Origin of the sequence: Streptomyces sp. DH12, assembly GCF_020873895.1 — a bacterium.
Taxonomy (GTDB): Bacteria; Actinomycetota; Actinomycetes; order Streptomycetales; family Streptomycetaceae; genus Streptomyces.
This window is the reverse complement of sequence record NZ_JAHWGT010000019.1, coordinates 120381-143370: the sequence shown is the minus strand read 5'-3', so window position 1 is coordinate 143370 and position 22990 is coordinate 120381. Positions and strand designations below refer to the sequence as shown.

The following is a 22990-nucleotide window of genomic DNA, read 5'->3' as shown; positions in this document are numbered from 1 at the left end:
ATCCGTGGAACACATCCGCCGCGCGCGCCGGTGCCCGGCGCGGACGACCGGCGGAAGGACGAGGCGATGCGCGGCAGGACCCGGGGCGGCGGGGGCCGGTGGCGGGCGGTGGCGGCGCTCGCCGCGCTGGCGGCGGCGGTCACGGTGCTCCAGGCACCGCCCGTCTCGGGCGGGGACACCGGGCAGGACACCGTCCGGACGGAGTCGGGGCGGGTGCGGGGCGTCCGCTCCGGGGACCACACGCTGTACCACGGCATTCCCTACGCGGGCCCGCCCACGGGGCGGCACCGGTGGGCGCCGCCCCGCCCGGCCGTCGCGTGGTCCGGGGTCCGCGACGCGACGCGGCCGGGCCCCCTGTGCCCGCAGGTGCCGTCCGCGTACGCGCCGATCGCCGGCGAGGAGGAGGACTGCCTCGTCCTGAACGTCACGACGCCGCCCCGCGGGACGCGCGGGCCCGCTCCGGTGCTGGTGTGGATCCACGGTGACGGGGCGGTGGGCGGCGGGGCCTTCTTCGACGGGCGCCGCCTCGCCGAGCGCGGCCTGCTCGTGGTGACGGTCAACTACCGCATGGGCGTCTTCGGCGGCCTGGCGCTGCCGGGGCTGGAGGGCTCCGGCACCTTCGGGCTCCAGGACCAGCAGGCGGCGATGGCCTGGGTGCGGCGCAACGCCGCCGCGTTCGGGGGCGACCCGCGCAACGTGACCGTCGCGGGCGTGTCGTTCGGTGCGGCCGCCATCGCCGGTCACCTCACCTCGCCCGGCGCGCGCGGTCTGTTCGACCGGGCCGTGATGGCCAGCGGCGAGGGCGTGATGGACATGCCGGCCGGCGCGATGGGCCCCGACGTGCCGGGCTACCCGTGGTACGTCTGGCGGACCGGCAGGGAGCTGGAGGACGTCACCACCGAGATGACGGCCCCGCTCGGCTGCGGTGGCGCGGACCCCCGGCGCACGCTGGAGTGCCTGCGAGCGCTGCCGGTGAAGCGGATCCTTCAGGTGCCGCACCTCATGAACGTGTACCAGGCGTTCGCGGTCGGCAACGCCACCCTGCCGGAGCTGCCGCCCGACGCCCTGCGGGCCGGCCGCTTCCACCGGGTGCCGGTGCTCTCCGGCGCGACGCGCGACGAGCACCGCCTCTTCGTCGGGATGCTGTACGACGCGGTGGGCCGCCCGTTCACCGCGGCGGACCACGACCGGGCCCTGCGCACCGCGTTCGGGCGGCACACGGGGCGCGTCGCCGCCGCGTACCCGCTCGCGTCCTTCCCGTCGCCGGGGCTGGCCTGGGCGACCGTGGTGACCGACCGCATGTGGGCGCGCGGCACGCACGCGCAGCACGAGCTGCTGGGCCGGCGGACGCCCGTGTACGCGTACGAGTTCGCCGACCGCGGCGCCCCGATGTTCCTGCCGCTGCCGGGCGGTTTCGACTTCGGGGCGTACCACGCCGGCGACCTGCCGTACCTCTTCGAGGACGACGAGGCGGAGCCGGAGTTCACCCCGGCGCAGCGGCGGCTGGCCGCCACGATGGCTGACCAGTGGGCGGCGTTCGCGCGGACAGGCGACCCGAACGGTCCCGGCCGGCCCGTGTGGCGCCCGTACCGGCCGGGCGACGGGCCGGCGTACACCCAGTCGCTGGCGCCCGGCCGGATCGGGCCGGTCGACTACCACCGCGAGCACCGGCTCGACTTCTGGAGCCGGCTGCCTTGACCGGTCGCGCCCGCCGGGCGCCGCCTGCCCGCCGCCCGGCGGGCGGGGGCCTCAAGTGGGTTGCGGCGGCCGGGCGTGGGCCGGGGTCTCGTCCTCGGCGGCGGGCGCGGACCGCGAGGTGAGGTGCTCCAGGGTGCCGGTCAGCTGGAGGATGCGGTCGAGGAAGGCGGGCCGGCCGTCCAGGTGGAGCGCGGTGCCCGCGGCGGTGGCGTCGCGGTGCAGCGTGAGGAGGGTCGCCAGGCCCATCGAGTCGCACAGGGTGAGTTCCCGGCAGTCGAGGTGCAGCGCGGGCGGCGGCGGCCGCAACCCCAGATGGGCCCGGGCGGCGTGCAGCAGGTCGTCGGCGGTGTCGTGGTCGAGGTCGCCGGCCAGGCCGATGCGCACGGCGCCGCCACCGGTGGTGGTGGAGGTCAGGCGGAGGGCGTCGTCAGGGAAGGTGGTCGTCATGCGTGCGTTCCGGGCTCGGGGACGGGGGCGTGGGGGCCGCGCGCGTCGATGACGTCCCGGCCGGGGGCGAGAAGGCGCAGTGCGCGGGGGAAGTCCTTGAGCTCGTCGGCGAGGGCGTCGAGGCCGGCCCGTACGACGGCGGCCGGGACGCGGCGGGCTTCGAGGACGTCGCGGGTCCAGGCGACGAAGTCGGTGAAGACCCGGCCGTCGTCGGTGTAGAGGGCGGCCGCGAGGAAGTCGACGATGTGGGCGAGGTCCTCGGCGGTCCGCTCGCGCTGCGCCTCGGTGTAGCCCCGTACGGCGGGCAGCCGCTGTTCCAGGCGGGCCAGGGAGTCCCTGACCAGGCGCCGCTTGTCGCGCGTGACGAGGGTGTACTCCTGGTCGGCGAGGTGCGGGAGGAGGTCGGTGAGCTGCCGGGGGCCCGCCGGTGGGCGCGGCAGGCCGCGGGCGAGAGCGGCGGCGGCGGCACGGGCGTCGGGGGCCCAGGCGTCGGCGCCGAGCAGGCGGGCGTGGCGGCCGTCGCCGCCGAAGGCCGCGCCGCCGGCCATGACGGGGATGCCGACGGCCTGGACGGCGGTGATCGCCGTGTGCGCCTGCGGCAGGCGGGTGGGGATCGAGGACGAGAGGGCCAGGGCGTCGGGCGCCGTCCGGTGCAGGTGCGCCACGAGGTGGGGGGTGGGCACCTGGGCGCCGAGGAAGTCGACGCGGTGCCCGTGCAGACGCAGCACCTCGGCGAGGATCCGCGCGGGCAGGGCGTGCCACTCCCCGTCGACGCACGCCACCGTGACCGCGGCCGGGGATCCCGGCGGCGGCGCGTCCGGGGCGGGGGCGCGGTGGGAGACGGCGGCGACGACCCGCTCGTGGATGGCGGTGGCGGCGTGCTCCTGGGCGACGCCGATCCGGTCGGCGGCCCACTCGGCGCCGACTTTCGCCTGCACGGCGGCGATGACGTCGAGCAGCACGTCCTCGACGGTGGCGCCGGCGTCCAGCGCGGTCAGGACGGCGCGGTGGGCGGCGGGCTCGTCGCGGTCGCACACGGCCGACCACAGCGCGGCGCGCGCCGGGGCGAGCGGGTCGCGGGGCGCTGCCGCACCGGGGTCGGCGGGGCGCGCGGCCGGGTCTCGGTGCGGGGACGGGTCTCGGTGCGGGGCCGGGTCGGCGCGCCGGGTGCGGGCGGCGGGCTCGGCGGGATCGGCTGCGGGGCGCGTGGCGGGGTCGGCGTACCGGGTCACGTCGTGTACCTGCCCGGTGTGCTCCCGTCCACGGCCGTGAGGTGGGCGCTGTTGGGCGCGGTGATCGCCACGAGCGCCATGTCGTCGTGCCGGTTGGTGTCGATCCAGTCGGAGGCGAGCATGAGGACGTGGTCGACGACTGCCTCCGCGGGCATGCCGGCGCACCCCGTCAGGGCCGCTCTCAGGCGGTCCTCGCCGAACATGGCGTCGCCCAGCGGTCCGCCCCTGGCCTCGGTGATGCCGTCGGTGTAGAGCAGGCACGTCTCCCCGGGGGCCAGCTCCGTGTGGAAGGTGCGGGCACGGACCTGGGGCAGGGCGCCGACGAGGGTGCCGGCGGTGTCGGCCTCCTCCACCGCGCCGCTGTGCCGGACGATCAGCGGCGGCGGGTGGCCCGCGCTGGTGAGCCGCAGTCTGACCCTGCCTCCCCGGCGGACCACGGAGGCCAGGACGAGGGTGGCGTACCGGGCGTGGCGGCTGGTGAGGAGGGCGCCGTTGAGCAGCCGCAGCACGCGCTCGTGGTCGTCGCACATCGGCAGCAGCGCGTGCAGGGTGTTGCGGATCTTCCCGGTGAGGACGGCGGCGTCCAGCCCCTTGCCGCACACGTCGCCGAGGGCCACGAGGCTCTCCCGGGAGGGGTCTGCTCCGGGGTGGACGTCGTAGAAGTCGCCGCCGACGCGTTCGGCGTCCTGCGAGGCGCGGTAGCCGCCTGCGAACTCGACCCCGTGCAGGTTCCGCAGCGGGGGCGGCAGGAGGTCGGCCATGAGGGTGGCGGTGATGTCGGCCTGCTCGGTGTAGAGGCGCGCCGCGGAGAGGGCCGCTCCGGCGCGGGCGGCGAACAGGCCCGCGAAGACCTCCTCGGCGGCGTCGAACGCCGCCCGGTCGCCGCGCCGCAGCAGGATGAGCGCGCCGGCGGGGACGCCGTGCCCGGGCAGCGGCGTGACGACCACCGAGCCGGCGGTCCCGTCGAAGCCGGAGGGCACCGCCCAGGCGGGCAGCGAGGCCGGGTCGATCCACCGCGACGGGACGGGCGGGAAGCCCTGGAGGGCCTCGGCCAGCCCCGTCACCTCGGTGGGGTCGACGCGGGCCGTGTGCCGGACGACGTCACCGCCGGCGCAGCTCGCCACCGGGTGGCGCCGGCCGTGGGCCGGGGTCACGAGCAGCGCGGCGTCCGCGAGGTGCTCGGCCGCCAACCGCACGGTCGTCTCCATGCAGCGCTCGACGTTCAGGGAGGCCAGCAGCCGGGTGGAGGCGTCGGCGAGGAACGCGGTCCGCCGCTGCTCGTGGTGGAGGGCCCGCTCGGCGAGGGAGCGGTCGGTGTCGTCGACCAGCCACCACACGACGTCGCCGTCCGTGCCGACGGTCGGGTGGGCTTCCAGGGAGAGGCCGTCGTGGCGGCCGCGCACGGGGCGGGCCGGGGCGCCGACCGGGGCGTCACCCCGGTGCCGGGCGAGTCCGCGGTGCGCGTCGGCGAGCCACGGGGGCAGGGTGTCGTCGATCCAGGCGCCGGTGACCGCGCCGGGGAAGAGCGCGGCGGCCGCGGCATTGGTCTGGACCACGCCGCCGGTGGAGTCGGCGACGAGCGCGGGGTAGGGCGCGCTCATCCAGGAGGCGCCCACGGCGTGTGCGAGGCTGCGTTCGGGAGGCGCGATGCCCTCGGGAGTCGTCATATGTGGAGACCCGGAACCACGGGCCTCGCCACCTTCCGCTGGAGGTCGGGCTTTTCACCATCGCGCAGAGCCGGCCGGACGTGCAAGCGGATCCGGCACAAAGCCCGCCGGGCCCGCGGTGAGCGGGAGATCTGCACAGCGGATGCAGGCAGCGGACACCGGAAAGCCACAAATCACTACAAGGCGTGATCGACGGGGACGCCTCGTGGTGCCGACCGGGGCCACGCGACCACCCCGGTGGGCCGCGGCCGGGCGGGCTGCGAGAATGCCGCGGTGAGCCAAGACCCGGAAGTGCTGACGACCGTGACCGGCGAGGTCCGCGTCGTGCGCGTCGGCGGCGAGTTCGACTTCGACACCGCCGAGCGACTCGCCCGCGCCTTCGACCCCGTCGAGGGGCGCGCCACGGCCACCGTCCTCGACCTGTCGCAGGTGCGGTTCGCCGACTCGGCGTTCCTGCACGTCCTCCTCCAGGCGCGGGCCCGCCACCGGGAGGTCGGGGCGCCGCTCGTCCTGGCGCAGCCGGCCGCCTGCGTGGTCCGGCTGCTGCAGGTCACCGGAACGGCCGGCTCCTTCGCCGTCGCCGGCACGGTCACCGCCGCGGTCTCCGCGGCCCGTGGGACGCCGGGCGATGGTCCGACGGAAGGATGAGCGTGTCCGGCCCGCCAAACCCGGGCAAACGGACCTGAGCAAGACGCGAGAGACGGAAGACCAGACGGCAGGGGTGAAGGAGGTGAACATGACGACCCAGGACACGATGACCGGCCACACGCGGTGGCCGGCCACCGCGGCCGCGGCCCGCGACCAGGTGCGCCACCTCCTCGCCACCACCGGCCCGCCGCCGCCCGAGACGGTGCTCAACGACATCCTGTTGGTGACGTCGGAACTCGTCACCAACGCCCTGCGGCACGGCGGCGGCATCACCGCCTTCGACGCCGTGCGGGAGGCGGACGCGCTCCACATCAGCGTGAGCGACCGTTCCCCGACGCCGCCCGGCACCCTCCCGCGCCGCCACCCGGCCACCCCGGGCGGCTACGGCTGGCCCCTCATCCGGCAGCTCAGCGCGCGCGTCACCGTCGAGCCGTCCGCCGACGGCAAGACGATCACCGCGGTCGTGCGGACCCGCTGACGACACCGGCACCCCCGGGCGGCCGCCCGGGGGTGGGGTGCGGTCAGGGGGCGGTGTGGCCCAGGTACTCCAGGTAGGCGTGCAGCGCCGCCGAGGCGCGGAGCCGGTGGAGGCTGCGGCGGCGCAGGTCCCGCTCCCGCTCGTCCAGTTCGCCGCGGACGCGGTCGGGGTCGCCCGTCGCCCTCAGCTCGTCCAGGACCGCGCGGACGGCGGCGAGCGGGTGGTGGCCCCGGCGGAGCAGCGCCACGACGTGGGCGGCGCGCACCTCTCCCACCGGGTAGACGCGGTACCCGGTGGCCGGGTCGCGGTCCGGCTTCAGCAGCCCCCGCTCCTCCCACAGCCGTAGGACCGGCGGTCGGACGCCGACGGCCGCCGCGACCTGCCCGATGCGCAGGCCGCGCCGGGGCGCGGGCGGCGCCCCGTGTGCCAGGACGGTGTCCAGCGCTTCGCGCACCGCGGCCAGCTCGCCGCGTTCGCGGTCGAGTCGGGCGTGGCTCTCGTCGAGCGCGGCCAGGGCGGCGTCGAGATCGCCGGTGTGGACGGCGCGCATGACGGCGCGGGCGGTGGCCCAGCCGTGGCCGGCCGCCATGTCGCGGGCGGCGGTGAGCGCCCGGGCGTGGGTGCCGGTGTAGACGCGGTAGCCGCCGGCGGTGCGCCCCACGGGCGGGAGGACCCCCGCCGCGACGTAGTTGCGGAGCTGCTGGACCGAGACGCCGGCCGTGCGGGCGAGGTCGGCGGCCCGCCATCGCCCCTCGCGGTCGCCGCCGCGTGCTCCGGCCGCGGGCATTGGCACCGTCATCCCACCCTCACCACCAGTTGAGACTTTCCCGACGATTCACCGCACCCATCAGGCGAGGTGGCCGTAAAAGCCTCTCATAGCACTTGAATGAAACAATGGAGACGGACGGGCAGCGGCCGGACGGCCGGGCCCGGTTGACGCATGCATGGGAGGCGACACCACGTGAAGTTCCTGCTCGAAGTCACCGTCGACGACGGGAAGCCGGCCGAGGAGAGGGCGCGCGAACTGGGCCGTGTGCTGCGGTATTGGGGAGGGAACCTGCACCACTACGCGCTGGAGCCCGGCGACGGCTCGCCCGTGTACGACTCCGGCCACCAGGAGGTCGGCCGGTGGCGCGTCGTCGCCGGCGAGACCGCCTGACCCCCGCTCCACCGACCTGACCGCTCCCCCGCCCGGCCTCCCCGCCCCACCCCGGCGCCCTCCCCTCCCCCGCTCGTGGCCGCACCCTCCTCCGGTCGGCGCCCGCCATCGTCCGATCGGTCGACCCCGGGTCGGGCGCATCGGCCGATGCCGCCCGGCCGCCCCTTGGGCGAACCTCGGAACATGCCGATGATCGAGGTACGGGACCTGCACAAGGCCTACGGGGGACGGAAGGCCGTCGACGGCGTGTCCTTCCACGTCGACGAGGGGGAGGTCTTCGGGATCCTCGGGCCGAACGGTGCGGGCAAGACGACCACCGTGGAGTGCGTGGCCGGACTGCGCACCCCCGACGCCGGGTCCGTGCGGGTGGCGGGGCTCGACCCCGCCACCCGGCACGCGGAGGTCACCCGCGTCCTGGGCGTACAGCTCCAGCAGAGCGAGCTCCAGCCCAAGCTCACCGTCCGCGAGGCGCTGGAGCTGTACGCCTCCTTCCACGAACGGCCCGCCGACTGGCGGGTCCTCGCCGGACGCCTGGGGCTGGAGGAGCAGCTGGGGACCCGGTACGCCGCGCTGTCCGGCGGCCAGAAGCAGCGCCTGGCCGTCGCCCTCGCCCTGGTCGGCGACCCGCGCGCGGTCATCCTCGACGAGCTGACCACCGGCCTCGACCCGCGCGCCCGGCGCGACGTGTGGGCCCTGGTCGAGGAGGTCAGGGCCCGGGGCGTCACGGTGGTCCTGGTCACCCACGTCATGGAGGAGGCCCAGCGGCTCTGCGACCGCATCGCCCTCATCGACCGGGGACGGGTCACCGCCCTCGGCACCCCCGCCGCGCTCGTCGGCCGCACCGCCGCGTCCCGCGTGATCTCCTTCGCCGCCGACACCCCGCTCGAAGCGGGCGCACTGCGGGCCCTGCCCGGCGCGGCCCGGGTGGCCACGGAGGACGGCCGCACCGTCGTCACCGGCACGGACGCCACCGTCGACGCGTTCGTCGCCCTGCTCGCCGGCCGCGCCGTCACCGCGCGCGGACTGCGCGTGGGCGACGCCAGCCTCGACGACGCCTACCTCGACCTCACGGGAGCCGACCCCTCATGACCACCCCGAGCGCACCCGCCACCCCCACCGGCCCGACGCCACCCGCCGACCCGACGCGCCCGACGCCACCCGCCGGCCCGACCCGCCCGACGCCTCCGGGGGCGCCGCGCGTCCGGCAGTCCGCCGCCCGCGCCGTGCTGCGCACGGAGGCCCGGTTGTTCACCCGCGAACCGGGGTCGCTGTTCTGGGTGATGGCCTCCCCGACCGTCCTCCTGGCGATCATCGGTCTCATCCCCGCCTTCCAGGAGCCCTCACCCGAGTTGGGGGGCCGCCGGGTCATCGACCTGTACGTCCCCGTGTCGGTGCTCTTCGCGCTGATCATGGCGGGGCTCCAGGCCATGCCGCCGGTCCTCGCCGGCTACCGCGAACGCGGCATCCTGCGGCGGATGTCCACCACGCCGGTCCGCCCGGCCGCCCTGCTCACCGCCCAGATCACCCTGCACGCGGCCGCCGCGCTCGTCTCCTCGCTCCTGGTGCTGGCCGTCGGCCGGCTCGCCTTCGGCGTGGCCCCGCCCCGCAACGCGGCCGGCTACGCCCTGGCCCTCCTCCTCGCCACCGCGGTGGGGCTCGCGCTCGGCGCCGCGGTCTGCGCCGTCTCCCGCACCCAGAAGATCGCCACCGCGGTCGGCTCGGCCGTCTTCTTCCCGACGATGTTCACCGCCGGCGTCTGGGTACCGGTCCAGGCCATGCCCGCTACGCTGCGGGAGGTCGTCGGGTTCAGCCCCTACGGCGCCGCGTCCGACGCGCTCGACGCGGCGGCGGCCGGAGCGTGGCCCGGGTGGGAGCCGCTCGGGGTGATGCTGCTCTGGACGGTCGTCCTGACGGCCGCGGCGGTCCGCTGGTTCCGCTGGGAGTGACGGCGCGGTGGGACACGCCACGGGGAGACGGGGGACGGGGCATGGCGACGACGGTCGAGGAGTACTGGCGGCGGTTCTTCCGCTGGGGCCCGTACGCGCTCCTGCTCATCGCCGCTCTCCTGGCGGCCGTCTCGGCGGAGGCGGTCATGGAGCGGTGGGAGGGGGCCGCGGCCGTCCCCCTCGCCGCCGCGGCACTCGCCCTCCAGGGCTGGTGGGACGGCCACCAGCGGGCCGTGCGGGACGCGGCGCCGGACGGTGTCGTCCCCTGCGCCGCGGGCCCCGCGTCCACCGTGTACTTCGTGCTGCGCACGCTCCTCGGGTTCGCCCTCACCTGGCTCAACCCCTTCTTCGCCGTCTACGCCTGCATGGGCTACTTCGACGCGGTGCACCTCCTGCCGCCCCGGCCCGCCGCGGTACGGGCCGGGCTGCTCGGCGTCGCGGCCACCATGGCCGGGTCGCAGTCCGGCGGCCTCCCGCCGGCCACCCCGTTCCAGTGGGCCGCCTTCGCGGCGCTGTTCGCCCTCAACGCCTGCCTCGCCCTGGTCTTCTCGCACCTGTCCGAGAAGGAGGCCGAGCGGGCCGCGGAGCGCACCGCCACCATCACGGAGCTGGCCGGGGCGAACGCCCGCCTGGAGCAGGCCCTCGCCGAGAACGCCGCGCTCCACGCCCAACTCCTCGTGCAGGCCCGGGAGGCGGGCGTCGCCGACGAGCGGCGCCGACTCGCCGCGGAGATCCACGACACCATCGCCCAGGGGCTCATCGGCATCATCACGCAGCTCCAGGCGGCCACGTCCGGCACGGACCCCGAGCGGACGCGCACGCACCTGCGGCGCGCCGCCGACCTCGCCCGGCACAGCCTCGGCGAGGCGCGCCGCTCCGTGCAGGACCTCGGCCCGGTCGCGCTGGAGCACGACGCCCTGCCGGAGGCCGTGCGCAAGACCGTCGCCGACTGGTCGGCGCGCACCGGCGTCACCGCGATGTTCACCGTCACCGGCACCGAGGAGCCCGTCCACGACGAGGTCGCCGCCACGCTGCTGCGGATCGCGCAGGAGGCCCTCGCCAACGCCGAGCGGCACGCCGGCGCCACCCGCGCCGGGGTCACCCTGTCGTACATGGGCGACGAGGTGACCCTCGATGTCCGCGACGACGGGGTGGGCTTCGACCCCGCCGCCCGGCGCCGCGTCCCCGCCGGTGCCCGTGCCGGCGGCGCCCACGGCGGTGCGCCCCCGGGCCCCGGGCTCGGCGCGGGTCGCGGGCAGGGCGGGGGCTTCGGGCTCGACGGCATGCGGGCCCGCGCCGCGCGCCTGGCCGGCCGGGTCACGGTGGAATCGGCGCCCGGCGAAGGCACGGCGATCTCCGCCCGCGTACCGTTGGTGCGCCATGACTGAGATCACCCTGCTGCTCGTCGACGACCACCCCGTCGTACGGGACGGCCTGCGCGGCATGTTCGCCGCCGATCCGGGCTTCACCGTGCTGGGCGAGGCGTCCGGTGGGGTCGAGGCCGTCGACCTCGCCCTGCGGCTCGACCCCGACGTCGTCCTGATGGACCTGCGCATGCCCCAGGGCGGCGGTGTCGACGCGATCGCCGAGCTGGCACGGCGCGGCGCCCGCTGCCGGGTCCTGGTGCTCACGACGTACGACACCGAAACCGACACCCTGCCCGCGATCGAGGCGGGGGCGACGGGCTACCTGCTGAAGGACGCGCCCCGCGACGAGCTGTTCGCCGCCGTGCGCGCCGCGGCGGCCGGCCGCACCGTCCTGTCACCGGCCGTCGCCTCCCGGCTCGTCAGCGCGGTACGGGCGCCCGCCGCCCCGGCCGACGGGGTCCTGTCGGCCCGGGAGCGGGAGATCCTCGCGCTCGTCGCCCGCGGCGCGTCCAACCGCGCCGTGGCCGCCGAACTCTTCATCAGCGAGACCACGGTCAAGACCCACCTCACCCACATCTACGACAAGCTGGGCGTCCGGGACCGGGCGGCGGCGGTCGCGACCGGCTACGACCAGGGCATCCTCGGCGGCCCCCGCGCACCCGCGTGACCGGCGCCCGGGTGTGCCCGCCCGGGACGACCGGCGGCGGGCGCCCCGCGCCCCGGGCGGTCAGGCCGTCGCCGCGCCGGCGGCCGCGCCGCAGCCGGGGTGGCCCCAGCGAGCGCCGAGCTTCGCGATGGACTCGCCGGCGGCGTACGGCTTCCCGCAGGGGCAGGTGCCGCGGAACTTCGCCTTGATGGTCCGCGCCCGGGACGCCGAACCGCCCGCGCCGCTCCCGCCCGCCGTCCGGCGCGCGGCGGTGGGCTTGCGGCCGGCGGGCGCGGTGCGCTGCGGGGCCGGTACGGGCAGGTCGACCGCGCCGAGCGCGGTACCCGCCGCCTCCTGGCTGACCGCCGCGTCGCTCGCCGCCTGGTCGGCGATGGCGTTGAGCCGGTCGCCGTCCTCCCGGTGCGCCGGGACGTAGCGGAACTCGACGTCCCGCTCGGCGAGGAGCGCGTCGATGCGCTGCACCAGCTCCTGGTTGGCGACGGGCTTGCCGGCCGCCGTACGCCACCCGTTGCGCTTCCAGTTGGGCAGCCACTGCGTCACGGCCTTCATGGCGTACTGCGAGTCCATGCGCACTTCCAGGGCGGTGCCGGGGGCGACGGCCTCCAGGAGGCGTTCCAGCGCGGTCAGTTCCCCCACGTTGTTCGTGGCGCGGCCGAGGGGGCCGGCCTCCCAGCGCTCCGGGCGGCCCTCGGCGTCGGCGATGACCCAGGCCCAGGCGGCGGGGCCGGGGTTCCCCTTGGCCGCCCCGTCGCAGGCGGCGATGATGCGATCGGACATCCCTCGATCATGCCCTACCCGCGGGGGTGCGACGGACCGCCGCGGAGCAGCTCGAAGCCCCCCGCCCCCGGCCAGGCGCGTCCGGCATGACCGTCATGCCCGCCCTACGATGGTTCGGGGGGCGCGGCCGCCGCCGGCGGTCGCCGACACCGAGCGGAAGGCGGAGTCCGGTGAGCGCCACTCCCATCCCCCCGGATCACCCCCGCGTCACCCCGTACCTCGCCGTCGACGGGGCGGCCGCGGCGATCGACTTCTACCGCACGGTCCTCGGCGCCGAGGAGCGCATGCGGATGACGGGGCCGGACGGCCGCGTCGGCCACGCCGAGCTGGTGCTCGGCAACTCCGTGATCATGCTCGCGGACGAGTTCCCGGAGATGGGGTTCCTCGCCCCGGGCGCGGTGGGCGGCACGCCCGTGGTCCTGCACGTGTACGTGGAGGACGTCGACGCCGTCTTCGCCGAGGCCCTCGCGCAGGGCGCCGCGGAACTGCGCGCGGTCAGGGACGAGTTCTACGGGGACCGCAGCGGGCAGTTCCAGGATCCGTTCGGCCACCGCTGGAGCGTCGCCACGCACGTGGAGGACGTCCCGGCGGACGAGTTGGAGCGGCGCGCCGCCCGGGCCGCGGGCTCCGCGGCGGACGAGGCCTGAGCGCCGGCCGCGCCCGTCCGACGGCCCAGCCGCGCGCGCCGCGTCCGGTACCGCCGTGACGCGCGTGGTGCGGCGGGCGGCCGCCCGCCGCCTGAGTGATAGCGGGGGCGCCGGGTTGCTTCCGGGACGCCACGTGGGATCTGACCGGTGGGGCTTCGTCACCGACGTCGATCGAACAGCCACGGGCTACGGAGAGGACCGATCATGGGACACGGCGGGAACGTCATCCAGGAGCTGACCGCTGACCACCGCGAGGTGGACGAGCTGTTCGGCCGCATCCAGGCGATGCCGCCGGGCGACCCGGGACGGCGCGAGCTGGCCGACGAACTGACCATGGAGCTGGTCCGCCACGCGGTCGCGGAGGAGGAGCACCTGTACCCGACGGTCCGCCGCTACGTGGACGACGGGGACGACCTCGCCGACAAGGAGATCGCCGACCACGCCCACGTCGAGCGCCTGCTCAAGGAGCTGGAGCACTGCCGCCCCGACGACGACCGCTTCGACCCCCTGATCGACGAGCTGAAGGCGTCCGTGACCGCGCACGTGGCCGATGAGGAGAACCACCTCTTCCCCCTGCTGGCCGAGTCCTGCTCCGGTGAGGCGCTGGACGTGCTGGGCGCGCGGGTCCGGGCCGCCAAGGAGAGCGCGCCCACCCGGCCCCACCCCGCCGCGCCCGACAAGCCGCCCGCCAACCGGCTCCTCGCGCCCGGTATGGGGATGGTGGACCGCGTGCGTGACGCGCTCAGCGGCCGCGGCCGCCAGCGGCAGGGATGAGCCGGCCGCCGGTGGCCGTGACCGGCGTCACCAGGGCCTCAGCGGTTTCCTTTCCCGACAAACCGGGCAACCGTCGCACATGTTTCTTGATCGAGAACACTTGGTCGACCGCACGGCCGCGCTGCTGACCGCCGGCTACGCCTGGCTCCCCGACCGGATGCGCGCCGCCCCGGACGGCGTGGTCCGCACGCGCCTCATGGGACGGCCCGCGCTCGCCGTGCGGGGCCCCGAGGCGGTCCGCTTCTTCTACGACGAACGCCATGTGCGGCGCGCGGGCGCCCTTCCCGGCCCGGTGCTGTCAACCCTGTTCGGGCACGGGGCGGTCCACACCCTGGACGGGGAGGCCCACCGCGTCCGCAAGGCGATGTTCCTCGCGCTGCTCACGCCCCCCGAACAAGTCGCCGACCTGGTGGAACGGACCACCGCCGCCTGGGACGAGGCCGTCGCGCGCCGGCGCGGCAGCCCGGAGGGCGTCGTGCTCTTCGACGAGGCGGCCCGCGCGCTGACCGTCGGCGTCTGCGGCTGGGCCGGCGTGCCGCTCGGCTCGCGCGACCCGGACGCGGTCGCCCGCGACCTGGTGTCCCTGGTCGACGGCTTCGCCACCATGGGTCCGCGGCACTGGCGCGCCCGCGCCGCGCGCCGGCGGTGCGAGGCGTGGATCGCCGAGCTCGTGGACGACGTGCGCGAGGGGCGTGCGGAGCCGCCCGAGGAGAGCGCCCTCGCCATGGTCGCGCGCCACGTCGACGCGGACGGGCGGCGCCTGGACGCGCGGACCGCCGCCGTCGAAGTGCTCAACATGCTCCGGCCGACCGTGGCCGTCGCCTGGTTCGTCACCTTCGCCGCGCACGCCCTGCACCGCTGGCCCTCCCACCGGGCGTGGCTGCGCGACGGCGACGCCGCCCGTACCGCCGCGTTCGCCCACGAGGTCCGCCGCTTCTACCCGTTCGCGCCCTTCACCGGCGGCCGGGCGGCCACCGATCTGACGTGGCGGGGCGCACACGTGCCGGCGGGGAGCCTCGTCCTGCTCGACCTGTACGGGCAGGACCACGACGAGGCGCTCTGGACGGACCCGTACGCCTTCCGCCCCGAACGGTTCCTCCAGCGGCCCGTCGAGCGGGACGAGCTGGTGCCGCAGGGCGGCGGGGACCCGTCGAGCGGCCACCGCTGCCCCGGCGAGGCGTTCACCATCGCCCTCCTCGAAGCGCTCGCGGTCCGACTGGCCCGGCTGGAGTACACCGTCCCGGAGCAGGACCTGCGGATCCCCCTGCGCCGCGTCCCGACCCTCCCGCGCAGCGGCTTCCGCCTGGTCCTCCCGCCGGCGGACGCAGGGTGAGACCCGGGGGCCGGCCGCGGCGGCGGCCGGAGCCCCGCGCCGCCCTCAGCCGCCGAGGGCGGTGAGCAGGGCCCGCTCCCGCTCCGGGCTCAGTCCGGCGCGCCGCTCGCGGTCCAGGCCCCGCTCGCGCTCCCAGCGGAGCGTGTCGGCGAGCAGCTCGGCGCGCGGCCGGTGGCGGAGCCCGGCGGCGCGGGCCGCCGCGCCGCTGCGGGCGGACCACCCCTCCCAGCCCGGCTCGACCAGCCACATCGGCAGCGATTCGGCGCCCATGAACCCGGCGACGCCGCGAGCGGCCAGCCACGCCGAGTCGGCGGTCACCACCGGGCCGGTGTGCCCGCCGACGGTGCGGGACAGGTCCACCCACTCCGCGAACGGGACGACCGGACCGACCGCGTCGTACGTGCCGGTGGTGCCCCGGCCCGCCGCGTCGAGGAGCCAGCCGGCGAGGTCGCGCACGTCGACCACCTGCGTCGGCATGGCCGGCTCGTCCGGTACCAGCAGCGGGCCCCGGGGGTCGCGCGCGGCGCGGGCCACCCAGTAGCCGGCCCGGTCGCTGCCGTCGCCGGGGCCGCCGATCAGGCCGGCGCGCGCGACGAGGAGGCGGTCGCCGACGGCAGCCCGGGACGCCTGCTCGCAGGCGGCCTTCGCCTCCCCGTACGACGACCGGTCGACCTCGTCGTGGCCGCTCGGGTCGAGCAGCGGCGCCGACTCGTCCGCGCCGGGCTCGGCGTGCGAGGCGTACGCGCTCACGGACGAGACGTACGTCCAGTGGCGGGCCCGGTCCCCGAGCGCCTCCAGCGCCCCGCGCACCAGGCCCGGCTGCCACGACACCTCGACGACGGCGTCCCAGGCGCGGTCCGCCAGCGGCTCGTACGCGCCGGGCGCGCGCCGGTCCGCGGCCACCAGCGTCGCGCCCTGCGCGACCTTCCCGCTCTCGCCGCGGGCCAGACACGTCACGCGGTGGCCGCGCTCGATCGCCTGCCGCGACACCTCACGGCCCAACCAGGCCGTCCCACCCAGAACCAGGATCTCCATCCCGTCACCCAACCACCCCGGGCCCCGGGCGCCCAGAGGAGTTCGCCACCGGCGGACGGCGCCGGCTCAGGGCAGGAACGGGGCGAGCGCCTCGCGCAGTCCCGGCCGGTCGGCGAAGTCCCCGGGGCCGGCGAACCGGTGGTCGGCGTAGTCGAAGCCGGGCGTGACGACCTCCGCCACCAGCGCGTACGCGGCGTCGCCGGTGAGCCGGGAGCCCTTCCACACCTGCCCGGGGACGACGAGGAAGTGCCGTTCGCCGGTGCGCAGCGTGATCCGGTCGAGGGTGCCGTCCGGCGTGGCGGTCACGTACTCGACGGGGCCGCCGTCGACGAGGAAGTGGAGGATGTCGCTGCGGTTGCGGTGCAGCCGCCCGAGCGGCTGGTCCCGCGTGAGGAGGTAGTGGATCGCGGTCGCCGCGGGCCGCGGCCCGGTGGGCGTCGGCGCGGTGTGCGGGCTGGTGTAGATCCGCCGGAAGTACCCGCCCTCGGGGTGCGCCTCCAACCCCAGCCGCCGCCTCCACTCCGTCACGGTGCCCTCGCTCTCCTCGCCCTGCCGGCCACCCTAGGCCCTGTCCGCGCTGTGCGCTGCCGGCTCCCCTCACGGACAGGGGCCGGGGAGCGGGGCGGCGTCGCGGGGGCGATGGCGCGGGGGCGGCGTCACGGGGGCGGCGTCACGGGGGCGGCGTTACGGTGGAAGTCCCCCTGTCGGACGGCTCCGTGGGAGCGTGGTCGCCATGGGCCGCACCACCCGGCCGCTGCTCGGATCGCGCGTCGCGGCCCGGGGCACGCGCGTCGCACGTGGCGCCGTACGGGTCGCGGGGCGCGGGGTGCGCGTCGCGCGGGACGGGGCGCGGCTCGCGCGGGGTGCCCGGCACGACGCGCGCGGCCTGTCGAGGCGGCGGGCGCTGCTCGCCCGGGACCTCGCCGCCGGCCGGATCGGGCGCGTCGAGTACGCGTGGCGGGAGCGGGCGCTGCTGCGCCGGCTGGAGTGGATCCGCCGCTACTGGACCGGGGCCACAGCCGGCGGACCGGTGGTACGGCGGATGAACCGGTGGATCCGGGGAAGCCGCAGTCGGGAGAGGACGTCGCGCACGTCCCAAGCGGGGCGCGACCCCGACACGTGAGCAGGAGGTGTGGGACATGACCACTGGCAAGAAGGCCGAGAACGCCGCTCAGACCGCGAAGGGCAAGGCCAAGGAGGCCGCCGGCAGGGCCGTGGGCAACGAGCGCCTGGAGGCCGAGGGGCGCGCGGAGCAGGTCAAGGGCGACGCGAAGCAGACCGGCGAGAAGCTGAAGGACACGTTCAAGCACTAGGTCGGCGGCGCCCAGCGGGACGGGGCGGTCAGCGGTGGCGAGCCACCGGTGGCCGCCCCGTCCGCGTGCGCGCGACCGTGCGCCCCGCGCGGCGAGGGGGCCGGGGGTCAGCCGCAGCAGCCGGGGGCGTCGCGTCCGCTCGTCGCGGCGTAGTACTGGAGGTCCTGGACCGCGATCTGTCCCCGCACCCGGTAGGGCAGGCGCACCGCGGCCCGGGTCCTGCCGTCGCGGACGGCCTCCGCGGAGACGGTGCCCGGGCGCAGCGGCGCCAGGACGGTCCGTACACCGGCCGGCAGCCGGTGGGCCGAGGTGGTGGGACCGACGGTGGCGCGGACGGTGGCCGGGCGGCTGAGGAAGGCGATGACCTCCACCGTGTCGCGGGGCGGGGCGCTGCTGCCGCGGGGCGCCATGAGCCGGGACTGCCCGCCCGTGGGCGCGGCGCCGGCGAGGTGGGTGCGCGAGGAGACGTACAGCGTGTCCCGGGTGATCCGGGGCCACTCGCCCGTCTTGAACCGCGTCAGGTAGTACGCGCCGAGGTCCAGGTAGGCGTGGCCGTTGTGCAGCGACGGCGCGAAGTGGGTGCCTTCGGAGTAGTCGTTCCAGGTGGTGAGTTGGACCCAGTCCGCGTCGCCTTCGATGGCGCGGTTCCACGTGGCGCGCAGGGTGGCGGTGTTGCCGGCCTCGTCGTAGACGCCCTGGTTGGGTCGGGCGTCCTGGACGGAGACCGGTTCCATCCAGATCTTGCCCATGCGGTGGGCGCGGCGGGCGTCGCGGCCGGGGTCGCCCTGCCCGGTGTGGCTGCGGCTGCCCCACTCGGAGAAGCCGTGGCTGATGGGGGCGAACGCGTCGTGCCGGGCGCCGTAGTCGAGGAAGAGCGGGACGAACGCGGTGCGGACGCCGTGCCGGGTGCGCAGGGTGTCGAGCACGCCCGACCACCACGCGGCGCCGCGCGCCTCGGCCTTGAAGGGTGAGACGACGAGGCGGCCGTCGTCGAGGCGGTGGGCGGAGGGGTGCCGGCCCAGTTCGGCGAGGGCGGCGGCGAGGCGGCGGGCGTCGGTGGTGCGCAGGGACGCCATGTCCGGCATCAGCATGATCTTGAAGTCGGGGTCCACCGACCGGGCCGCCTCCATGAGGAGCCGGCAGCGTTCCCAGTTCCTGCCGGAGAGGGAGAGCAGGTCGAGGGTGAAGCCGTCGAGCCCCGCGGCGCGCGCCGTGCGGACCTCCTGCCGCAGGTTGGCCAGCTCCCAGTCGCCGCTCTTGGGCGGGACGGGCAGCGGACGGTCGCGGAGCAGGCCGCCGTAGGCGCTGTGCTTGCCGCGCTCGCCGTGCGGGGTGAGGTAGTTGCGGGTGTAGTAGTCCCGCCCGGCCTCCTGGTTGTCCAGCGAGAGCGGGTAGGGCGTGAAGTAGTGGGCGAAGACGAGTTTGCCGCGGGCGCGCAGGGCCGCGCGGTCCGGCAGGTCGAACGGCAGGGCGGGGGTGGGGTGGGCCGCGGCGCCGGCGTCGCGGGGTCCTCCGGTGTCCTCGGTGCCGGCGGTGCCGTCCGTGCCGTCCGCTGCGCCGCTGCCGGGTGACGGCTCGTCGGCGGCGGGCCCGCGGTCGGGCCGTACCGGCGCCGGGGCCGTGGCCGGCGGGGCCGTCGGCGGTTGCGCCGCCGGGTGTGGCGCGGGCGGGGCGGTGGAGGCGGCGTGTCCGCGGGCGGCGCCGTGGGGGGCGTCCCCGCCCTGTTGTAGGCCCCACGCGGTGGCGAGCGTGGCGCCGGTGCCGGCCAGCAGCAGACCGGCGACGAGCGCGGCGAGGGGCCGTCCTCGACGGCGGGTCCGCCGGTGCCGGCTGCGGTGGGCCCCGCCGTGTCCGCCGTCTTCCGTCCTCATGGCGACCTCTCCCTCCGGGCGGCCGGTGTCGGGCGCCCGACAGAAGTAGAGCGGATCACCAAGATCCGGACAACCGTTCCATAGGAACGGACGGCGGGGCTCCGTTCCGGTCCCCCGGCCGCCCCGGGAACGACAGGCGTCGCACCGGCCCCTCCGGGTAGGTTGCTCGGGGTCGGGACGTCCGGTTCCGGGGCACGGGAGGAGAGTCAGGCCATGCGGAAGGCGGCGAGGGCCCGGGGCGTATTCAGCCGAGTGGACCGGGCGGTGTTCGCGCAGGTGGCGCAGCGCACCTGGCCCGCGGCCGAGCCCGTGCTCCCCCGGCTGAGCCGGAGCGCCAACCACGGGCTGCTGTGGTTCGGCGTCGCGGCGGGCATGTGGACGCTGGGCGGGGCGCGCGGGCGCCGGGCCGCCGTGCGGGGCGTGACGTCGCTCGCCCTCGCGTCGGCGACGGTGAACACCCTGGCGAAGGGGGCCGTGCGGCGCCGCCGCCCATTGATCGACCACGTGCCGGTCGCGCGCCGGCTGCCCCGCCAGCCGCTGACGACGTCCTTCCCGTCCGGCCACTCGGCCTCCGCCGCGGCGTTCACCGCGGGTGTCGCGCTGGAGTCGCGCGGCCTGGGCGCCGTCCTCGCGCCGGTCGCCGCGTCCGTCGCCTTCTCCCGGGTGTACACCGGCGTGCACTACCCCAGCGACGTGCTGGTGGGGATGGCGCTCGGGGTGGGCGCGGCCTTCGCGGTACGCGGGCTGGCCCCGACGCGCGACCTGGTGGCGGTGCCGGCCCGGCCGCGCGCCGAGGTGCCCGCCCGACCGGACGGGGACGGGCTGGTGGTCGTCGTCAACCCGTCGTCCGGCGCGCAGCCCCAGCTCGTGGACCCGGTGGCGCAGATCAGGGGGCAGCTGCCGAAGGCTGAGGTCGTCCTGTGCCGCCCCGGCGAGGACTCCCTCCCCGACCTGCTGGAGACGGCCGCGGCCGCGGCGGCGGCGCGGAGCGGCGTGTTCGGCGTGTGCGGCGGCGACGGCACGGTGAGCGCGGCGGTGGCCCCGGCGCTGCGGCACGGCGTACCGCTGCTGGTGCTGCCCGGCGGGACGTTCAACCACTTCGCCGCCGACCTCGGCGTCGACACGGTGGCCGAGGGCTGCCGGGCGGTGGCCGAGGGGCACGCGGTCCGCGTCGACGTCGGACGGGTGGTGCGCGACGGGGACACCGCCGAGCCGGTCTACTTCCTCAACACCTTCAGCCTGGGCGTGTACCCGGAGCTGGTACGGCTGCGGGAGCACTGGTCGCCCCGGATCGGCGGCCCCGCCGCGACGCTCCTGGGAGCCGCGCGCGTGCTGCGCACGGCGACGCCCCTGCGGGCGGAGGTGAACGGGCGGCGCCGCTCGATGTGGTTCCTGTTCGCCGGCAACGGCGCGTACCGCAGTGTGGGGCTCGCCCCGCTGCGCCGGCACGACCTGGCCGACGGGGTGCTCGACGTGCGCATCGCCCAGGCCGGCCGGCTGGCCCGGCCGCGGCTGCTGGCGACGGCGGCCGGCGGCCTCGCCAGGACCCGCCTGTACGCGGCCGCGCGGACGACGTCCCTGCGGGTCGGCGGGCTGCCGGCGGACACCCCCATGGCGTACGACGGCGAGGTGGTGCCCGCGGCGCGCGAGCTCGTCCTCGACAAGCTGCCGGAGGCCCTGACCGTCTACCGGCCGCTCACGGACTGACGCCGCCGCCGTCGGGTGCCGGGCGGCGGGACGAGCCCAGGGCGCGTACGGCCTCCACCAGGAGGTCCCAGTACGCGTCCACGTCGACGTCGACCCCGACGTGGACGTTGGGCGGTGCCCCGGTCACCCCGTCGAGGTCGACGACGGTGGCGCCGCGCGTGTGGATGCCGGTGAGTTCGACCGCCACGGGGGCGTGGACCAGCCGGACGAGTCCGGGGGCGATGACGTGGGCGACGGTGAGCGGGTCGTGCAGGGGCGGGGCGGGGAAGCCGAACACCTCGCGGTAGGTGTGGCCGAAGTACGTGAGCAGCTCGGTGCAGAGGTGGGCGAGGGGGGTGCCCAGCGCCCGGAAGCGGTCGACCACCGGCGGGGTGGCCAGGGCCCGGTGGCTGACGTTCAGTCCGATCATGGTGACGTGCAGTCCGCTGCGGAGGACGACGTCGGCCGCCTCCGGGTCGGCGAGGACGTTGAACTCGGCGGCGGGCGTGCGGTTGCCGCGGCCGGTAGAGCCGCCCATGAGGACGATCCGCTCGATCCGGGCGGCCGCGTCCGGGTGGGTGAGCAGCAGGGTGGCGACGTTGGTGAGCGGCCCGGTCGGCACGAGCGTCACGGGCTCGGGGTGGGCGAGGAGGGTGTCGCGGAGGAACGTGACGGCGTCGCGGCCGTCGAGCGGCACGGTGGGCGGGCCGAACCCCGGCCCGTCGAGCCCCGACTCGCCGTGGATGTCCGGCGCCACGATGCCGGGCCCGCGCAGCGGGTGGGCCAGCCCCGCGGCGACGGGTACGCCCTCGATGCCGGCGGCGGTGCAGACGCGCCGGGCGTTGAGGGTGGTCTTCTCGACCGTCTGGTTCCCGGCCACGGTCGTGATGCCGAGGAGCCGGACGGCCGGGTGGGCCGCGGCGAGCATGATGGCGAACGCGTCGTCGTGCCCGGGGTCGCAGTCCAGGATGACGGGGACGGGCATGGGGCTCCTCTCCTGCCGGGGGGCGGCGGGCGCCGCCCCGTCCCCCACCCTCCCCCGCCGCGTCCCGCCTGTCACGGACGCCTCGGCTCCCCGGCACCCGGGCGCCCGCCGGGGCGCGGCCCCGCCGGGGGAACCGCCGGTCCTCCGCCGGCCGGGGCCCCGGGTGTGGCCGGTGGAGAGCCGGGATGATCGCGGGTAACGGTCCAGGGGTGTGGTGCGCCCCCTAGACTCCCGAGGATGAGCGGACGGGGCAGGCAGCAGCCGGATCGCGACGGGCGTACCGGCCCGGGCGACCAGCGGCAGCGGCGGGGGAAGCGGTACCGGCGCGACGAGCTGGCCCGGGCGGCCGGGGTGAAGGAGCGCAACCTGCGCTACTACCAGGAACGGGGGCTGCTGCCGCCGCCGGAGCGGGAGGGCCGGATCGCCTGGTACTCCGACGAGCACCTGGCACGGCTGCGGCTCATCGACGACCTGTTGGGCCGGGGGTATTCGGTCAACGGCATCGGCGAACTGCTGCGGGCGTGGGAGCAGGGCAGCGGCATCGCGGGGCTGCTGGGGCTGGAACGGGTGATGTCGCACGGCTGGGTGAACGACGAACCGGTCAGCCTGCCGCTGTCGGCCCTCGCCGAGTTGTTCGGGACGGCGGGCACCGCGGCCGACACCCGCCGGGCGGTGGAGCTCGGGTACCTGCGGATGGACGGGGAGACGGTGACCCACGTCAGCCGCCGGCTGCTGGACGCCACCTCCGCCGTGGTCCGGGAGGGTGTCCCGGTCTCGGAGATCCTGGACGTCGCGGCCTTCGTGCGGAGCCAGGCGGACGCGGTGGCGGGCCGGTTCGTGGACCTGTTCCGCCGGCACGTGATCGCGGGGCGGGAGTTGGACGAGCTGACGCCGGACGACGTCCAGCGGGTCATCGACGCGGTCACGGCCCTGCGGCCGGTGGCGGGGGACGTGGTGGCCGCGGAGTTCTCCCGCGCGATGGCGGAGCGGATGGACGCGGAGATGGCCGGCTGGCTGCGCGGGGCGCAGGGGGCGGCGGGGGCACGGGGAGCGGCGGAGGACCAGGGAGCGGAAGCCGCGGGGGCGGAAGCCGCGGGGAGGACGGCCGGGGCAGGTGGGGTGGAAGGGGCGCCGGGGGCGGAGGAGCCGCCCGTCGAGTAGGCCGAAAAGCGCCGCCCCCCAACCTTGCCAATGGCCAATGGCACTCTTACATTCAACCCGTCGGTAACACCCGCGAGTACGGTCGGCGTCGCGCCTCCA

Annotated in this window: 24 protein-coding genes; 15 read left to right on the top strand and 9 right to left on the bottom strand. The window is 76.7% G+C overall.

Features of this window, described 5'->3' with window-relative positions; genetic code table 11:
- Window positions 1-66: 66 nt before the first annotated feature.
- The gene (locus tag LPA54_RS19305; protein WP_228979443.1) at window positions 67-1698 is read left to right on the top strand and encodes a carboxylesterase/lipase family protein; all 1632 of its coding nucleotides are present in this window, start codon (window positions 67-69) and stop codon (window positions 1696-1698) included.
- 51 nt (window positions 1699-1749) lie between these two features.
- Here LPA54_RS19305 and LPA54_RS19300 read toward each other — a convergent pair whose 3' ends face one another.
- The 3 genes from LPA54_RS19300 to LPA54_RS19290 all read right to left on the bottom strand — a co-directional run bounded on the left by LPA54_RS19300 (window position 1750) and on the right by LPA54_RS19290 (window position 5044).
- On the bottom strand, window positions 1750-2145 hold the full coding sequence (locus LPA54_RS19300; RefSeq protein WP_228979441.1) for an STAS domain-containing protein: 396 nt from the start codon (window positions 2143-2145) through the stop codon (window positions 1750-1752).
- The gene (locus LPA54_RS19295; protein ID WP_228979482.1) at window positions 2142-3194 is read right to left on the bottom strand and encodes a B12-binding domain-containing protein; all 1053 of its coding nucleotides are present in this window, start codon (window positions 3192-3194) and stop codon (window positions 2142-2144) included. Before LPA54_RS19295 ends, LPA54_RS19300 begins: the two co-directional genes overlap by 4 nt.
- A gap of 179 nt (window positions 3195-3373) precedes the next feature.
- Complete coding sequence (locus LPA54_RS19290) at window positions 3374-5044, bottom strand: PP2C family protein-serine/threonine phosphatase (RefSeq protein ID WP_228979439.1); 1671 nt, start codon at window positions 5042-5044, stop codon at window positions 3374-3376.
- 273 nt (window positions 5045-5317) lie between these two features.
- Between LPA54_RS19290 and LPA54_RS19285 the strand changes: the two genes are divergently transcribed.
- Both LPA54_RS19285 and LPA54_RS19280 read left to right on the top strand, forming a co-directional pair.
- Window positions 5318-5692 (top strand): STAS domain-containing protein, encoded by a 375-nt coding sequence (locus tag LPA54_RS19285; RefSeq protein WP_228979437.1) that lies wholly within the window; start codon window positions 5318-5320, stop codon window positions 5690-5692.
- Between the two features lie 88 nt (window positions 5693-5780).
- Window positions 5781-6170: an ATP-binding protein gene (locus LPA54_RS19280; protein WP_228979435.1), complete on the top strand. Its 390-nt coding sequence runs from the start codon at window positions 5781-5783 to the stop codon at window positions 6168-6170.
- A gap of 43 nt (window positions 6171-6213) precedes the next feature.
- Here LPA54_RS19280 and LPA54_RS19275 read toward each other — a convergent pair whose 3' ends face one another.
- Window positions 6214-6957 carry a MerR family DNA-binding transcriptional regulator gene (locus LPA54_RS19275; RefSeq protein WP_228979433.1) on the bottom strand — a complete coding sequence of 248 codons (744 nt, stop codon included), beginning with the start codon at window positions 6955-6957 and terminating at the stop codon, window positions 6214-6216.
- Window positions 6958-7131: 174 nt separating this feature from the next.
- Here LPA54_RS19275 and LPA54_RS19270 point away from each other — a divergent pair, with 174 nt between their 5' ends.
- The 5 genes from LPA54_RS19270 to LPA54_RS19250 all read left to right on the top strand — a co-directional run bounded on the left by LPA54_RS19270 (window position 7132) and on the right by LPA54_RS19250 (window position 11309).
- Window positions 7132-7329 (top strand): hypothetical protein, encoded by a 198-nt coding sequence (locus tag LPA54_RS19270; protein ID WP_228979429.1) that lies wholly within the window; start codon window positions 7132-7134, stop codon window positions 7327-7329.
- Window positions 7330-7512: 183 nt separating this feature from the next.
- Window positions 7513-8418, top strand: a complete 906-nt coding sequence (locus LPA54_RS19265; protein ID WP_228979427.1) for an ABC transporter ATP-binding protein — start codon at window positions 7513-7515, stop codon at window positions 8416-8418.
- Window positions 8415-9275, top strand: coding sequence for an ABC transporter permease (locus LPA54_RS19260; protein WP_228979424.1), 861 nt, complete (start codon window positions 8415-8417; stop codon window positions 9273-9275). The genes LPA54_RS19265 and LPA54_RS19260 overlap by 4 nt, the downstream gene beginning before the upstream one ends.
- A 41-nt stretch (window positions 9276-9316) precedes the next feature.
- Window positions 9317-10663 (top strand): sensor histidine kinase, encoded by a 1347-nt coding sequence (locus LPA54_RS19255; protein ID WP_228979422.1) that lies wholly within the window; start codon window positions 9317-9319, stop codon window positions 10661-10663.
- Window positions 10656-11309 (top strand): response regulator transcription factor, encoded by a 654-nt coding sequence (locus tag LPA54_RS19250; protein WP_228979420.1) that lies wholly within the window; start codon window positions 10656-10658, stop codon window positions 11307-11309. The genes LPA54_RS19255 and LPA54_RS19250 overlap by 8 nt, the downstream gene beginning before the upstream one ends.
- Before the next feature lie 60 nt (window positions 11310-11369).
- Here the strand turns inward: LPA54_RS19250 and LPA54_RS19245 are convergent, their stop codons facing one another.
- Window positions 11370-12086: a ribonuclease H gene (locus tag LPA54_RS19245; RefSeq protein WP_228979417.1), complete on the bottom strand. Its 717-nt coding sequence runs from the start codon at window positions 12084-12086 to the stop codon at window positions 11370-11372.
- 170 nt (window positions 12087-12256) lie between these two features.
- Here LPA54_RS19245 and LPA54_RS19240 point away from each other — a divergent pair, with 170 nt between their 5' ends.
- From LPA54_RS19240 to LPA54_RS19230, 3 genes are all read left to right on the top strand, one after another.
- Entirely contained in the window at window positions 12257-12733 is a 477-nt protein-coding gene (locus LPA54_RS19240; protein ID WP_228979416.1) for a VOC family protein, read from the top strand.
- A gap of 204 nt (window positions 12734-12937) precedes the next feature.
- Window positions 12938-13507 carry a hemerythrin domain-containing protein gene (locus tag LPA54_RS19235; protein WP_228979414.1) on the top strand — a complete coding sequence of 190 codons (570 nt, stop codon included), beginning with the start codon at window positions 12938-12940 and terminating at the stop codon, window positions 13505-13507.
- A 79-nt stretch (window positions 13508-13586) separates the two neighbouring features.
- The gene (locus tag LPA54_RS19230; RefSeq protein ID WP_228979412.1) at window positions 13587-14840 is read left to right on the top strand and encodes a cytochrome P450; all 1254 of its coding nucleotides are present in this window, start codon (window positions 13587-13589) and stop codon (window positions 14838-14840) included.
- Window positions 14841-14885: 45 nt separating this feature from the next.
- Here the strand turns inward: LPA54_RS19230 and LPA54_RS19225 are convergent, their stop codons facing one another.
- Entirely contained in the window at window positions 14886-15875 is a 990-nt protein-coding gene (locus LPA54_RS19225; RefSeq protein WP_228979409.1) for an NAD-dependent epimerase/dehydratase family protein, read from the bottom strand.
- Between the two features lie 66 nt (window positions 15876-15941).
- The gene (locus LPA54_RS19220) at window positions 15942-16403 is read right to left on the bottom strand and encodes a cupin domain-containing protein (protein WP_228979405.1); all 462 of its coding nucleotides are present in this window, start codon (window positions 16401-16403) and stop codon (window positions 15942-15944) included.
- 205 nt (window positions 16404-16608) lie between these two features.
- On the opposite strand from LPA54_RS19220, the gene LPA54_RS19215 reads away from it, so the two are divergent.
- Together LPA54_RS19215 and LPA54_RS19210 are read left to right on the top strand one after the other, a co-directional pair.
- On the top strand, window positions 16609-16998 hold the full coding sequence (locus LPA54_RS19215) for a hypothetical protein (RefSeq protein ID WP_228979398.1): 390 nt from the start codon (window positions 16609-16611) through the stop codon (window positions 16996-16998).
- A gap of 16 nt (window positions 16999-17014) precedes the next feature.
- Complete coding sequence (locus tag LPA54_RS19210; RefSeq protein ID WP_228979396.1) at window positions 17015-17188, top strand: CsbD family protein; 174 nt, start codon at window positions 17015-17017, stop codon at window positions 17186-17188.
- Window positions 17189-17295: 107 nt separating this feature from the next.
- Here LPA54_RS19210 and LPA54_RS19205 read toward each other — a convergent pair whose 3' ends face one another.
- Window positions 17296-19059: a glycoside hydrolase family 71 protein gene (locus LPA54_RS19205; protein WP_228979395.1), complete on the bottom strand. Its 1764-nt coding sequence runs from the start codon at window positions 19057-19059 to the stop codon at window positions 17296-17298.
- Between the two features lie 213 nt (window positions 19060-19272).
- Here LPA54_RS19205 and LPA54_RS19200 point away from each other — a divergent pair, with 213 nt between their 5' ends.
- On the top strand, window positions 19273-20766 hold the full coding sequence (locus tag LPA54_RS19200) for a phosphatase PAP2 family protein (RefSeq protein ID WP_228979393.1): 1494 nt from the start codon (window positions 19273-19275) through the stop codon (window positions 20764-20766).
- Here the strand turns inward: LPA54_RS19200 and LPA54_RS19195 are convergent.
- Window positions 20756-21730 (bottom strand): nucleoside hydrolase, encoded by a 975-nt coding sequence (locus tag LPA54_RS19195; protein ID WP_228979391.1) that lies wholly within the window; start codon window positions 21728-21730, stop codon window positions 20756-20758. The two genes, LPA54_RS19200 and LPA54_RS19195, sit on opposite strands and share 11 nt — an antisense overlap.
- 237 nt (window positions 21731-21967) lie before the next feature.
- Here LPA54_RS19195 and LPA54_RS19190 point away from each other — a divergent pair, with 237 nt between their 5' ends.
- Complete coding sequence (locus LPA54_RS19190; protein WP_228979389.1) at window positions 21968-22891, top strand: MerR family transcriptional regulator; 924 nt, start codon at window positions 21968-21970, stop codon at window positions 22889-22891.
- Window positions 22892-22990 lie beyond the last annotated feature (99 nt).

What these genes read in the sequence shown, in the direction of transcription:
- LPA54_RS19305 (WP_228979443.1), top strand. Translation starts at nt 67, where the DNA reads ATGCGCGGCAGGACCCGGGGCGGCGGGGGCCGGTGGCGGGCGGTGGCG.
- LPA54_RS19300 (WP_228979441.1), bottom strand. Translation starts at nt 2,145, where the DNA reads ATGACGACCACCTTCCCTGACGACGCCCTCCGCCTGACCTCCACCACC.
- LPA54_RS19290 (WP_228979439.1), bottom strand. Translation starts at nt 5,044, where the DNA reads ATGACGACTCCCGAGGGCATCGCGCCTCCCGAACGCAGCCTCGCACAC.
- LPA54_RS19280 (WP_228979435.1), top strand. Translation starts at nt 5,781, where the DNA reads ATGACGACCCAGGACACGATGACCGGCCACACGCGGTGGCCGGCCACC.
- LPA54_RS19275 (WP_228979433.1), bottom strand. Translation starts at nt 6,957, where the DNA reads ATGCCCGCGGCCGGAGCACGCGGCGGCGACCGCGAGGGGCGATGGCGG.
- LPA54_RS19265 (WP_228979427.1), top strand. Translation starts at nt 7,513, where the DNA reads ATGCCGATGATCGAGGTACGGGACCTGCACAAGGCCTACGGGGGACGG.
- LPA54_RS19260 (WP_228979424.1), top strand. Translation starts at nt 8,415, where the DNA reads ATGACCACCCCGAGCGCACCCGCCACCCCCACCGGCCCGACGCCACCC.
- LPA54_RS19255 (WP_228979422.1), top strand. Translation starts at nt 9,317, where the DNA reads ATGGCGACGACGGTCGAGGAGTACTGGCGGCGGTTCTTCCGCTGGGGC.
- LPA54_RS19250 (WP_228979420.1), top strand. Translation starts at nt 10,656, where the DNA reads ATGACTGAGATCACCCTGCTGCTCGTCGACGACCACCCCGTCGTACGG.
- LPA54_RS19245 (WP_228979417.1), bottom strand. Translation starts at nt 12,086, where the DNA reads ATGTCCGATCGCATCATCGCCGCCTGCGACGGGGCGGCCAAGGGGAAC.
- LPA54_RS19235 (WP_228979414.1), top strand. Translation starts at nt 12,938, where the DNA reads ATGGGACACGGCGGGAACGTCATCCAGGAGCTGACCGCTGACCACCGC.
- LPA54_RS19230 (WP_228979412.1), top strand. Translation starts at nt 13,587, where the DNA reads ATGTTTCTTGATCGAGAACACTTGGTCGACCGCACGGCCGCGCTGCTG.
- LPA54_RS19225 (WP_228979409.1), bottom strand. Translation starts at nt 15,875, where the DNA reads ATGGAGATCCTGGTTCTGGGTGGGACGGCCTGGTTGGGCCGTGAGGTG.
- LPA54_RS19215 (WP_228979398.1), top strand. Translation starts at nt 16,609, where the DNA reads ATGGGCCGCACCACCCGGCCGCTGCTCGGATCGCGCGTCGCGGCCCGG.
- LPA54_RS19210 (WP_228979396.1), top strand. Translation starts at nt 17,015, where the DNA reads ATGACCACTGGCAAGAAGGCCGAGAACGCCGCTCAGACCGCGAAGGGC.
- LPA54_RS19205 (WP_228979395.1), bottom strand. Translation starts at nt 19,059, where the DNA reads ATGAGGACGGAAGACGGCGGACACGGCGGGGCCCACCGCAGCCGGCAC.
- LPA54_RS19200 (WP_228979393.1), top strand. Translation starts at nt 19,273, where the DNA reads ATGCGGAAGGCGGCGAGGGCCCGGGGCGTATTCAGCCGAGTGGACCGG.
- LPA54_RS19195 (WP_228979391.1), bottom strand. Translation starts at nt 21,730, where the DNA reads ATGCCCGTCCCCGTCATCCTGGACTGCGACCCCGGGCACGACGACGCG.
- LPA54_RS19190 (WP_228979389.1), top strand. Translation starts at nt 21,968, where the DNA reads ATGAGCGGACGGGGCAGGCAGCAGCCGGATCGCGACGGGCGTACCGGC.